Below are 12,363 nucleotides of genomic sequence, written 5' to 3'. Positions count from 1 at the left end.
TTTTGCGCTTACTCGCGCTGACTTCGAATGTGCTTGGTGACTTCTTCGATGAAGGCGTCTGCTTCCTCTTTCGTGATTTCTTCGTGATCGACCTCATTGTGCCCCAGCCGATAGAGCTCGAGATACTCGGTAGGCTCCCAGCGCAGATTTCGCGTGAACGCCTCGTCGTATTTGATTCCGTCCACCACCCGGCGACGAACGATGCCGCAAGGATTGGCGCGCGAATAACCTTCATCGAACTTTGCGTAATACGTAACCTTCTCCATCGAGCCTACCTCACTTGCTGAGTCGAACGGATGCAGCGCCCGAAGGTACAGGGACCTCTCCAAAGATCCTTGCTTCCTCCCGCTCCAGCCTGTTCTTGTCGGCCTCGGACACGTTGGGCAGACGCCGCTCCTCGTAGAGCTTGTGACTGACCGTCTTGGCCTCGAAGCTCTCTGCCGTGTGGAACTGGAGCTCGAAGGCCTGGTTGCTTGCCGGATCGCGCCAGTGCGAATTGATGCCAGGGTACCCTGTCGGCCGCTGACCTTCGGCCGGCCATGTGTTTTTGACGTCTTTTCCGATGGCTTTGAACCCACGCGCCTGAAGCTCATCGAGCGCCCGTTGGGCGCCCAGTGCATAGTCGTCGGCGGGCATCCTCAGAGTATAGCGCACGGCATCCTTGATGTTGTTCAAGGCCCGCTCCAGAGATCGTTTGGGGTCCTCTCTTAGTGCCGTCGCGACCTTGCGCTTGAGGGAGTCTTCTCCTTTGAGCCTGTTGGCAAACCCCTCGAATTCAGCACCGTTGATCTTCCCACGGATAGCTTCGAGCTCCTTGGTGATGCTTGGTTCATTTTCCGCGGCCGTGCGTAGAAAGTCATCAACGGCGCCTGCCTCCTGCGGCGTGAGTGTCAAATCTCCCTTGCCCAGCCACCCCGTGGTTTCGGTCAGCCGGTCGAGGTCCTCGGACTTATCTGCTGCCTTGTCGAGAGCGGATTCGACGAGAGCCAGGCTCTTTTCCTCGGCCCGCTGGATCAACGTCTCGACTCGTTTGGCACCGTCGTTGGCGCCCCGTGCCGCCCCTGCTTTCGTCAGGAGCTGGTCCAGCAGTACGGCGTCGCCTTTGGCTGCCAGGAGTAGCCGTTCCGCCTGGGCAGCGTCGTCGCTCGCCTTGAGAATGCGCTCCAGCACCGCGGCGTCGTTGTCCGTCAGACCGAGCAGCCGCTCGAGCGTCGCGCCTTCGCCCGCGACCAGCGCGAGAAGTCGTTCGAGCTTGGCGGCATCCTTGTTCACCAAGCCGAGCACGCGCTCCAGCCGAGCGGCGTTGCCTCCGAAGGCACCGACCAGGCCTTCGAGCTTGGCCTCGTCTCCGCCCAGCAACTCGAGCAATCGCGCCAACCGCGCACCGTCTTCGCCCACGAACCCGAGCCATCGCCCGAGCCTGGCGATCAACCGGCCCGCCCAGCCGAACATCTTTTCGGCAAAGGCAATCGAAACGACATCGAAAATGGCCTTGCCGACGGCTCGACCGAGATCGAAGTCGCCAATGCCCTTGGTCGTGAATGCGGTGTACAAATTGTAGATGACCAGCCCAATGGCGGCGACGGCCAATACGCCGAGGATCACGGCGCCGTATGCCGCCACGAATCCTGCCACGGCACCCGCAACGGCGGCGGCCCCCACGAGGAGCGCGAGGGCGAGCTCCGGGGCCACGAAGACGAGCACCACGAAGACGAGCACCACGACGATCGCGATGGCCAGGACGACCAATGCGACGAGAAGCACTCCTTTCAGGAGCTCCCATGCTCCCTCGAGGACGCCGGCGAATACGCCCCCGACGAACGTCGCCGCACGGGATAGCCAGCTCTCGTCGCGGATCTCGCGGGCTTTCTCGTCGATGCTCGTTGCGAGGCTCTCCAGTGTTTGCCCTTGAACGGCAAGCCCGTCATCGATCTTCGCTGCGATTTGGCGTTTGCCGCTTTCGAGCTGTTCGGACCATCGAACGTCCGCGTCGTCGATCTTGCGTTGCAACTCGCCATCCAGCTTGTCGATGGCCCGTTGTGCGCCGGAGGTGGCCTCGCTCTCGATCTGGCCCATCGCCTCCGCGGCCTTGCCCGATAGGCTCGCGGCGGCGGTCTCGTACCTCGTTCCCAGCGCCGCGATGGAAACGCCGGCGGCGGCCATGCGTTGCGCATCGCCCACGAGCTTGTTCGCGCCGTCCAGCGCGCCTTCACGACTCGTTGCAACGAATCGATCGAGGGCCTGGGAAAAGCCGCCATGACCAGCTTCGATTTCGCGGTCCGCCTCGGCGATGCTCCGTTCGAGTGCCCGACCTCGCAGGATGGCCAGCCGCGGAACGACGGTCGCTTCGAATTCGTCGAGCTTCGCGGTGGCGTTGTCGGCTTCGGTCTCGAGTTGCTCGCAGGCTTGGGTGGCCTGTTGATCGATGCCTGTACCCGCCAACGCGGCGGCCTCGCGAACCGGCGTTGCGAGATTCCCACGATGCGATTCCAATTCGGCGACCGCGGCCTGATGCGCGTCATCGAGCTGGCTCTGCGCCCTGGCCGCAGTCTCCGTGATGTCCGTGATCGCCCGTTGGCGCGCATCCGCGATCTCGGTCGACGTGTCGCGCAGGACACTCGGAAAATCCGATTTGGCGTCTGCCGACTCCTGACGAAACTTGGCGGCCAGGGCCGCGGCATCGGCGCGGGACGCATCCGCCATTTCGCTTCCCGCGGCGGTGATGCCGTCGGCAGCTTCGCGCGCCATGTCTTGAATGACATTCGCGATTTCATCAGCGCGTTCGCCACTCCCGTACTGCGCGCGCTTTCGCGATGCGAGAATCCATGCAGCCTTGCTCTTCTCCGCGCACGTTTCGGTGGCCCGACGTGCTTGCGCGCGTCCCTCCTCGAGTATGGCCGTTGCGCGCGACTCGCTCGTCCCGCCCAGGAATTCCTGCTTGGCCTGCACCATGCCGTCGAGGCGTTCGAGCTGCGCTTCCGTGTTCGCGATGGAGGCATCGGTGCGAGTCTGGCGCGCGCTCTCGATTTCGTTGCGCGCAGCGTCCGTCACGGCATCGACGTGCCCGCGCGTGGTATCGAGGGCTTGCTCCACGCGCCTGGCCTCGCCTTCGATGGCGTTTTCGGCGGCAGCCTTGTCCGCGCGCGCGTTGGCCAGAATCGCGGACGTTCGCTGCGTGGCCGCATCGCGCATCGCCGTCTTTTTCGCCGCGACGTTCGCGCGATGGGCCTCGAGCAGCAGCGGGCCTCCATCGGCCCGCCCCGCCGCGTAGGCCTGCTTGGCGGTCATTCGCCCCGATGGGGACGCGGCTCGCTTCGCGGCCTTTCCCGGAGTCGCCGCGGCCGCGTCCCCCTTGGAGGGGGACACATGCGCGCTCTTCGCTTTCGCACCCTGCGCTGCGGCCGCGGCCATCGGGGTTCCTCGTGGATTGCGATCAGGAGAAGGCGAGGACGACGAGCGCGTTCGCGCCGTCGGCGCCGAGGTACTTGCCGACGACTTTGCCGGTTGCAGCGGCGCCATTGGTAAGAACGCCCGGCGTGCCGGCCTTCATGAGGAGAAAGGCTCCCGGCTTGACGCTCCCAGTTGCTTCGAAGCGCGCGCTGGCCTTTCCCGCAACGGCGACGCGCGCGATGTTGCCGGGGAGGATATCGACGCAAACCCCGACGATGGGGTCGTCGTCGGCACCGGCGGGCTTCACGGCGCTTCCGTCCGAGGACACCGTCGTGCCCTTGGTCACACCTGCAGCGGCGGGAAAATCGTGCACGAAGGCGCCCGCGAAGCCGCTCGGCACGGAGAGTCGGCCGTTGATCGTCAGATCATTCACCGTCGATGCACCGCCCACGGTCAGCGTGCCGCCCACCGTGGCGTTGCTCCCGATCTTCGCCTCGCCGGTCACGTTCGCGCTGTTCGCATTGGCGGCGCCACTCACGGACAGCGTTGCCGCCGTGGCGGTGCCCGTTACGGCAAGATTGCCTGCCACGGAGGCGCCGCCGGTCAAATTCGCAGCGCCGTTCACCGTGAGCCCGTTGCTCACGGTCGCACCCTGCGTGAGCTCGGCGGCGCCGGCAACGACCTTGATGCCCTTTTTGAACGTGGCGGTGTCCTCGAAGGTCGTCGGCCCCGTGAGCGTCGTGGTGCCCTTGATGGTGACGACCTTGTTGTCGCCGCCCAAGGTTAGGTCGCCCTCGAGGTTGATCGTCCCCGTCGTGGTGACCTTTCCTTTGAACTCGGCGTCCTCGATGACGAGGAGGTTCTTGCAAGTCACTTTGCCGTCGACATCGAGCCGGCCCTTCATGGTCACGCCATCGCTGAACAAGGCTTCGCCGGTGAAGGCCGATTGGCCGCGAACGGCGAGGTTGTCCCGAATCTCGAGCGGGACCTTGTCCCCGACGACGAATTTCGGCTTCGACGTGCCCGCGCCCACCGCATTGAGCTGCAGGGTCCCCGCTTGCTGCTTTTCTCTTTCCTCTTCCGTGGCCCGAAGCTCGTACGCCACGGCGCCCGATTGGAAGATGACGTGCTCGCGGAAAATCGCCTCGTGATGAAAAGTGACGCCCAGACGCGGATCGAGCTCGATGGCCGGCTTCACCTGGCCACCGCGTCCGGCTTCCCAGGCCCACGGGTGCACGACGGAGCTCGCGAGAACCCCGATGTACTGTGCGCTGTCGATGGGGGCGACCGTCCCGGCGACGGGAGCCGGCGCATCCCGAAACGTGTCGCGCGGACTGTTCGGGTCGACCACCCAGTCCCCCGAGTCGAGCTTCTTGATGACGCCGAGGGCCACACGGCTCTTCGTCGCATCGCCGGGCCCGCCGAGGTTTACGTGAGGTTCGACACGTGCCCCTTCGCGCTGCCCGACATTGAACGGCGGGGGATCGCCAAATTCGATATCGAAGTCCTCGACCACGCGCGGATCGGTGGCCTGGCCGCAGAACGACAGCACGTTCTTCGGGCGGTCGCTCGATTCCGCGTACGTGAGGTACACCATCGCAGGCGAGGGGACCCGCAGCTGCGACTTGATTCGGGAAATGACCTCCACGGTTTGGCGAACCACGATGACCTTGCCGTCGCCGCCATACGCCACGCCCGGCTTGACCAGGATGGTGTTCTTGACCTGCTCCAGCTCGAGCCCCCACGCAATCCCAAATGCGTCGCGCGTCAGGGAACGCCGCTCGAGTGCCGCACGAAAATACGATTGATCGCCCGCCAGCTCGTCGGCACCCAGGATGAGTCCATCTTGATACAGAACCCGCACGTTGTCGGCATTGGCCATGGCCTAGCGCCTCCTCTTGTCGCCTTTGAGAAGCTTCTGCGCCTCGTCGGCCTTCGCCGGATCATCGGGTCTCGGGGGCTCGTCGGCGGTCGCTGCGGCGGCCTCTCCGCTTTCATCGGGCTCGGACGAGGGCTTCTCCTGCTCCCTTTTGAGCCGCTCCACTTGCTGCTCGGCCTCGGCGAGTCGTTTCAGCACGTCCGCGAGAGCGGGCGCCGGATCGGGAGCGGTGCCGACGCGCTCCGGGAGGCCCAGAAAAATGTTGTAGCCCGTCTTCCGAACGGCTTCCGGAACCACCGTGCCCTGAGGAATCGCTTGAAGAACGATGTCTTCGAATTCGTCCTGCTTGAAGTCCCCGGGCACGCGTTTCCCGTGCTGAATCACGCGCAACGCCATATCCGATTGCGCAAGCTTCACGGACTTGGTCAGCGGTTTCGCGGTTTCCGTATCCTGGAGAACTGGCGTCATGTTCGGCGCCATCGCCGTAATGGCTTTTCCAATTTGCCCAATCAGCGACGAGCCGCACGGATCGGTGCACAGGGCGTCCTGCCTAGGCGGCTCCGTTCCCTCGGCGGCGGGTTTCTCACCCTGCGGCGGTTGGCCCACCAGCTGACCGAGCAAATAGCCCACCAGCATGGTCAAGTCGGCATTGGAAAGCACACGCCGGCGCAAAGGCTTTACGACAATCTGCGGGGTTCTGTCCGCGAGCGTCGTGAAAAAGACCTCGGCCAACACGACGACCGCCTCCCCAGGGCAAGGTTCGCAACCCACACTGGAAATCACGTCGAGCAACGCGCCCGCCGCCGCACCGCGATTTTCCGGCGTTCCCTGCCCATCGCGGGCCAATTCGTGCTGCAGAAAGGAAACGTTCTTGCTCAGGTTCCATCGATGCTCGAGGTGGCGCGCGTACGTGTACGTGCCGACGCCACCCCGAATGCCAACGTCGGGCGTGCACTTGGCAAGCAGCCGTTCTGCCGGTTCCTGTGTCGGATCCGTGTACGCGCAATCATCGACGAACGTCGTGTGAGGCGGCGCAGGATCTTTGCACTCGTCGACCAGGCACCCCGAGGTCCAATACGAATCGGAGATCTCGTTCAGCCACACGAAGCGCACCCGCTCCTTGACCCGCGAGAAATCGCACCCGGGGTCGGCGCTTGGTCCGCACGGTGTGCCGTAGCGCGGCTTTGCCGCGTCCAGGCAATCGTCGTACACCACGGCGAGGTAGAATCTCTCGTTCTGCGGCGGGGTCACGCACGGATCGCAAGGATCGCGCTTTGGCCTTCCCACGTCCGCGGGAAGCGGCCGGGTAAGACGCGTTTCGGCGGGGTGAATCAACGCCCTTCCGCGCGCGTCGTAGGCGACACCGGAGTGCACCACGATGGAGCACGTCTCGGGCTCCAAGGTGAGCTCGTACCCGCAATACACGCCCCAACCTCCGGTGACGCTCTCGGCGACGCGCTGTTGGTTCCGGTGGTAATCCACCACCGCGCGCAAATCGGCATCGGTGACCATCTGGCCCGGGAAGAATCGCGGTCGCGGGCTCAGGCACGCCGGCGCCACCACGCCTTTGCGCGACGTGGCTTCCTCCGTCCCCGAGGTGCAATCCTGCGCGCCGGCCTGACCCGCCGCAGCGGCGCACGAACTGCACGCCGTTCCCTGTCCTTGTCCCTTCTTCGAGCATCCACAAGACGAAGTCGTGGTCATCGCGTTCATCGTGCCCTCCGGTGCTGCACGGCATATTGAGCAAGTGCGGCAATCAAAACCGTGGGCAGCACCAACGGGCGCCCTTTCCTATTGTCGATGTCGGTTACTTTGCCGCCGGGAATGACGCGCACGTGCGCCAGCCCCAAGCAATGATGGTCTTTGTCGCAGGGATCGGGACGGCACGACCAGCAGCAGTCGGTGATCCAGTCGCTGATCCACTCGGACAATTTCTTGTGCTCGCACTTGTCGATGTCTTCGAGCAGCTCGGTGATCTTTTCCGGCCCCGGATCGGGCGGCTCCAGCGAGACTTCGATGCGAAATCCATGGCGGACGCGCGAGGGCTCACACGATGGCGCGCAGCACGTTTCCGGCCCGCCGAGTGCCTGCACCGGCCGCTCGAAGCTCTCGTGGTAGCAAATCGAAATATAGAGATCGACCGGATCCGGTTTGCAATCCTCGTCGTCGTCGTCCTCGCTCGGGTGTTCGTGGGTGCCTTCACCCCGCTGACGCGCGCGAAGCGCGGCTTCGGCAGCCTCGTGAAGGTCGATTTCGACATCGCGCTCGACGCGGATTTCGCGTCCAAGGCAATCGAGTGCCACGCCCTTCCGGAGGATGACGCGTTCATTGCACTCGGTATCGTCGACCCTTAGACCGCAGACGGTCCCGTAGCCGTGAAGTTCGGCGTTGTGGCGGCGGATGTTTCCGAGGTGAAAATCCTGCTCCACGGACATGTCCTCGGCCTCGAGGAGCATGCTGTAGAAGTACCGGCTGCGGTGGACGTCGTTCGTTCCCGTCAGCGGACGATGCTTGTGATGTCCAGTCTCCCCGTGGGCGTGATCGTGCGGATGCATTCTGTCTCCTGGTTCTTTCAAAGGGTGGAGTCCATTCCGAGCCGGAGCCCCGTTCCAAGTTGAATGGCGGCGCCGGAAGCCGGCTCGCGTGCGAGAAGCATCGCGACCGGAGGCGCTGCCGGCGCCGTGTCGGGTGCGGGTTCGGCAGGCAAGGTCCAAGGGAGGTTTCGCCCGAGTGCGGCATCGAGATTGAGGCGTCCGGTTTGCCCGAGCGAGAAGCGCGGCCTCACGGCGACGAAGCGCACCTCGGCCCCGGCGGGCGCTTCTTGCCTTGCGATGCGCTCGATGCGCTCGAGGATCTCGCCATGGGCCGCGAGGGCAGGGGGCACGAAGATGGTGAGCATTCCGCGGCTTTCCGCAATGGGATCGAGCTCGGGAAATGGCCGTCCATCGACGCGCGCGGCACCGAGGGCAAGGCCGCGTCCGAGTTGCATGCGCGGTGGCTCGCACGCGCCGGGAAGGATCGTGGAACATCCGAGAACCGCATTCGTCCCCGATGCGCCGATGACGAACGATGATCGTGCCCGGAAAGCCTCGACGATGCGGATGTTCGGACCGCCGTACCACTCGAGGAACGTCTGCATGGCCGTGCGCGTTCCGCGCTTGCGAAAGAGCGGCAGCGCCTTGGCCAACACGTCGCGTCGCTTCTCCGGAAGCCATGACGGCTCGAGGAACAGGTCGATGCGCTCGGCGAGCCATGGAAAGAATTCGGGATCCCCTGCGTAGGGCTCGAACAATCGGCGCAGCAGCGAAATGTTGGCACCGATGTCGACGTTCTCGGCCTCGAACAGCGAGAGAAAGCGCGCGGTGAGATCGCGCCCGTCGGGATCCTCGGAATAGATGGCCGGGAGATACCGAAGGTACGAATCGCGCGGGTATTCGACGCGGAGCCAATTGAGTCGTGGCGCCGTTCGGCCGTCGCCGTGCAACGTGAGGCGCACCCATGCGAAGCGGCCGCGAGCCCCTTCGAGAACGAGTTCTGCGGGCCGTCCTTTGCGCGCGAGGACGAGGTCGCGCGGCCTCGTCCAGCGTGCGTCGTTCTCTTGGGCCTCGGGCACGAAGGCGTGGCAATCGTCGGCCGCGAGAACTTCGGCCGTCACCCCTGCGGTGGGCGGCGTGTCCACGAGGCCCGTGATGCGGTGCCACTCGGTCGCGGGCAGCCCGGAATCGAGCGGCCCCAGAACGACACTGGCCGACGTGACGTAGAACCCATTGGACTCGAATGCGATGGGTTCGACGCGGCATTCGTTGGACAATCCGTGCAGCGTTTGGCCGCGCCACGCGAGCGCACTCCAACCCCGGACTTCCGTGCTCCAAGCCATGGCGTCGAGTCGTCCGTCGCGAAGTTGGTATTTGACCACGCGTCCCGAGCGCGCATCCCCGATGTACAAGACGTCGTCGGCATCCAGCGCAAACGCGACCGCAGGGAGGGCGGGGCGGCGGAGCTGGAACTCGCGCAGATCGTTCGGTGGACCGATGAGCACGGACTCTTTGCCGGCGGCAACGATCGCGACGATTCCGCTTTTCGATACCGCGATGGCATCGCCGGCCTTGCGGATCCGAACGATGCGTGCGAGGCGCTGGTCGCCATGGATGGGGCCATCGGTCTCGTCGAGCACATAGAGCGTGTCGTCCCTGCCGACGGCGATCGCGGTGGGCTTCGGCGTCCGGATCCGCCCAATTTCTCCGGCGGGCGAGAGGCGCAGCACGCGAATCTCCCCGAGCCGCGGCAGCGCGACGAAGAGCCGTCCGCGGCGATCGACCGCGAGCTGGCCCAACGTCGCCTTGCGAAACTCGGGCAGCCCCCACACTGCGGGTGCGCCGGGTTCGCACGTACCACGCGCGCCGGCGAGGCAAAGGGCGCGTCGATCGTCACGGACCGCGATGGCGCCACCCATCGCATCGAAGGCGAGCCCGCGTGCGCGCGCATGAACGGGGCGCGCGAGCTCCGTGTTGGGAAGCTCGCCCGCGCGCAGGGTGAGGCCATCCGGCCCGAACACGACGCCCCAATCACGCGGGACGGGATATTCCGGATACGCGAGACGCCATCCGTTCCAACCATCGAGGTGGAAATACTTCGGTGCGGAGATGCCGAGCGGGCGCATGCATCACCTCCGAATGCTTTCCGTGACCACCTTGACCGAGTGCGAACCCGACGCGAGCAGATCCAGCTTCGAATCGAGCGGAACGTCGGTGCAGTCCGGCGCGGTCAGGCCATCGATGGCCATGTGCAGATCGTTCACGGCGGCCACACGGTCCACCGACAGAACGAGGCTCATCACCTCGCCGTGCACGATGGTTCCTTGGAGGGGCCATCCGCTGCCGTCCGGCCCTCCCCGGATGGGGTCGAAATACGCGCGCAATTTCTCACCAATCGCGGTCCGCACGTCGGGGGCATCCTGCTCGCTCTTCACGCGCACCGTGACGTCGACCACCACCGTGCGGTACCGCGGCGCGACGACGAAAAGCTCCGTGGTCAGGATGCGGTACGGCTCGATGGCCGCCGAGACGCCGTCCAAGAACGTCTGCGTCGGCATCGGCGCCGTCTCCTCACCCTTTCGCGGCGGAACGACGACCAGCGTGACCGCCCCGGTGAGCGGTGCATGCGGATACAGCGGATGGTGCCGATTGATCGCCGTCGCGCGCGCCACGCCGGCGTGGGCCTTCGCAATCGTCTCGAAGTCGGCCGCGGTCACCGCGCGCTCGGCGGTACGCAGCCTCCGCGGAGCCTCGAGCTTCGCATGGTCGATGGTCTCCTCGTCCTCGCCACCCGCCGTGGGCTCGCGCTGGGTGACGCCGCGCAGGTTCGGTACCGACGTGGCCAGCGAAATCGCTTCCGCCTGCACATTGCCCTGCGTCCCTCCACCGGAACGGTACGTCACGCGCAGGTTGTTCGGACCGCGCAGCGGGATGCGCCCTTCGATGCCATTGCCAAATACAATTTGCGACCGATCTTCCGAGACGGTGAAGGCCCGCAGCGGATAGCCATCGCGCGCAACCTCCGTCGCGGTCTTTCGTGAGGCCAGATCGACGGTGTAGGGCCAGGCCTGCCAAGAGAACGATCCCTTGTCGTCCGGCTCGTTCACCTCCACGATGGGCGGATCGTTCGTCTCCATCAGAATGGGCGGGTGCCGCACCGTGCGCACTTGATCGGGTGTGCCGTCGCTGCCCGGTACGAGCAGCTCGTTGGCATACGTGCGCCATTGCCGAATGCGGGCCGCGTTGATGGACACGTACCGCACCGAGCGCGTCTCGATCTCCGTGACGTCGTCGGATACCGCGCGAATCCAGAAGCGCTCCTTCTTCTCGAGATCTCCAGCTTCTTTGGTGCGCACCAAGTCGTCGGTCACCTTCACGCGAATGAACCCACTCCGGCGCAGGCCGCGCGTTTCATCGTGCACCAGCTCGAGCCGCTTCCATGACGAGGCGCCCGTCCGGCCCTCCCAGCGCACGTCGCCTTCGAGCTCGACGATCTCGGTCGGATTCGACGTCGACGCCGGCTCGAGCTTCACCGCCGCCTCGTCGGTGCGCACGAAGATCGAAAGCTCCGCGGAGCTACCCGGCTTGACCAGCCGCGGCTCGGCATCGAGTCCCAAGTAGAGGGAGCGCCCGCGCAGGCGGGTCAAACCAAAGGGCGCAAACGCCACCTTTCCCGCTTGATTCGTCGCCGTGAGATCTTGCCGCTCCGCGCTGAACCCGTCGTCCACGAGTACGGCGCCGAGCGAGGCTCCGACCAGGTGCACCCGTTCGCTCGCCTCGAAGGGGATGTCGTCCTCCTTGCCCGGTGCGCTGAGGCGAAGCTCGAAGGGCTCCAGGGTGAATGGGTCGCTTGGCTGGCTCACCTCGAGCTCCACCACACCGGTCGCCGCGATGGCGGGACTCGGCCCGATGCCGACGAGGTTCAGGAACGAAACGTACATTCGTTCGTCGGGCACCTGGTTCAAGCGAAACAGCGTCGTCTCGGTGAGCCATGCAAACAGCTGCACCAACGTGATGCCAGGATCGCTCTCGTTGTGATCGGTCCACGTCGGCAGGTACGCGACGATGCGCCGTTTGGCTTCATCAACGAGGTCTTTGAACGTACGATCGTCCAGATTTTTGGGCGTGAAGGGCATCTAGGGCTCCTCGGTCCCTTCGTTCAAATAGAAGGGATAAACTTGATTCAATACGGAGTTGTTCTCCCGAATGCGGTACGTGAGAGACGCCGTGAGCCGCGTGGCCACGTCGGGATCGGGGATGACGGTGACCGCAATCACGTCGATCCGCGGCTCCCATCGCGTGAGGGCCGCGGCAATGGCATCGGCAATGCGCGAGGCGGTGGCGCTGGTCGCCGGCTCGAAGAGAAGTGCGGGCACCTCGGAGCCAAACCCCGCGCGCATGACCCGCTCACCGAGGCGTGTGCCGATGATCACGCGGATGGATTCTTCGATGTCATCCTGTCCTTCCACGAGCACGAATCCGCCATGACGGCCGATGCGGAGGGGAAAACCCCAGCCTCGTCCAAGCTCTCTTCGAAGCATCGATTCGTTCCTTTTTCGA

8 protein-coding genes are annotated in these 12,363 nt (G+C 65.0%); all 8 read right to left on the bottom strand.

The genetic code is table 11. The annotated features are described in order from the left end of the window. Positions 1–8 precede the first annotated feature (8 nt). The 8 genes from LZC95_21200 to LZC95_21165 are packed head-to-tail and all read right to left on the bottom strand — an operon-like array spanning position 9 to position 12,344. Positions 9–266 (bottom strand): hypothetical protein, encoded by a 258-nt coding sequence (locus LZC95_21200; protein ID WXA99325.1) that lies wholly within the window; start codon positions 264–266, stop codon positions 9–11. 10 nt (positions 267–276) lie between these two features. Beyond that, complete coding sequence (locus LZC95_21195; protein WXA99324.1) at positions 277–3,411, bottom strand: hypothetical protein; 3,135 nt, start codon at positions 3,409–3,411, stop codon at positions 277–279. Positions 3,412–3,433: 22 nt separating this feature from the next. Further along, entirely contained in the window at positions 3,434–5,272 is a 1,839-nt protein-coding gene (locus LZC95_21190; protein WXA99323.1) for a hypothetical protein, read from the bottom strand. A gap of 3 nt (positions 5,273–5,275) precedes the next feature. After that, positions 5,276–6,982, bottom strand: coding sequence for a hypothetical protein (locus tag LZC95_21185; GenBank protein WXA99322.1), 1,707 nt, complete (start codon positions 6,980–6,982; stop codon positions 5,276–5,278). Then, positions 6,979–7,824: a hypothetical protein gene (locus LZC95_21180; protein WXA99321.1), complete on the bottom strand. Its 846-nt coding sequence runs from the start codon at positions 7,822–7,824 to the stop codon at positions 6,979–6,981. The genes LZC95_21185 and LZC95_21180 overlap by 4 nt, the downstream gene beginning before the upstream one ends. A 17-nt stretch (positions 7,825–7,841) precedes the next feature. Continuing rightward, on the bottom strand, positions 7,842–9,929 hold the full coding sequence (locus LZC95_21175) for a phage tail protein (GenBank protein ID WXA99320.1): 2,088 nt from the start codon (positions 9,927–9,929) through the stop codon (positions 7,842–7,844). Positions 9,930–9,932: 3 nt separating this feature from the next. Beyond that, a complete protein-coding gene (locus LZC95_21170; GenBank protein ID WXA99319.1) occupies positions 9,933–11,939 on the bottom strand; it encodes a putative baseplate assembly protein in 2,007 nt (668 codons plus the stop codon). Next, complete coding sequence (locus LZC95_21165) at positions 11,940–12,344, bottom strand: GPW/gp25 family protein (protein ID WXA99318.1); 405 nt, start codon at positions 12,342–12,344, stop codon at positions 11,940–11,942. It lies immediately after the preceding gene. Between the last annotated feature and the right edge of the window lie 19 nt (positions 12,345–12,363).

It is taken from the genome of Sorangiineae bacterium MSr12523 (assembly GCA_037157775.1).
Lineage (GTDB): Bacteria > Myxococcota_A > Polyangia > Polyangiales > Polyangiaceae > Pendulispora > Pendulispora brunnea.
Note: the sequence above shows the minus strand (reverse complement) of the source record. Positions and strands in the feature narration are given on the sequence as shown.

Coding starts and splice junctions, on each gene's coding strand:
- LZC95_21200 (WXA99325.1), bottom strand. CDS start 266: ATGGAGAAGGTTACGTATTACGCAAAGTTCGATGAAGGTTATTCGCGC.
- LZC95_21195 (WXA99324.1), bottom strand. CDS start 3,411: ATGGCCGCGGCCGCAGCGCAGGGTGCGAAAGCGAAGAGCGCGCATGTG.
- LZC95_21190 (WXA99323.1), bottom strand. CDS start 5,272: ATGGCCAATGCCGACAACGTGCGGGTTCTGTATCAAGATGGACTCATC.
- LZC95_21185 (WXA99322.1), bottom strand. CDS start 6,982: ATGAACGCGATGACCACGACTTCGTCTTGTGGATGCTCGAAGAAGGGA.
- LZC95_21180 (WXA99321.1), bottom strand. CDS start 7,824: ATGCATCCGCACGATCACGCCCACGGGGAGACTGGACATCACAAGCAT.
- LZC95_21175 (WXA99320.1), bottom strand. CDS start 9,929: ATGCGCCCGCTCGGCATCTCCGCACCGAAGTATTTCCACCTCGATGGT.
- LZC95_21170 (WXA99319.1), bottom strand. CDS start 11,939: ATGCCCTTCACGCCCAAAAATCTGGACGATCGTACGTTCAAAGACCTC.
- LZC95_21165 (WXA99318.1), bottom strand. CDS start 12,344: ATGCTTCGAAGAGAGCTTGGACGAGGCTGGGGTTTTCCCCTCCGCATC.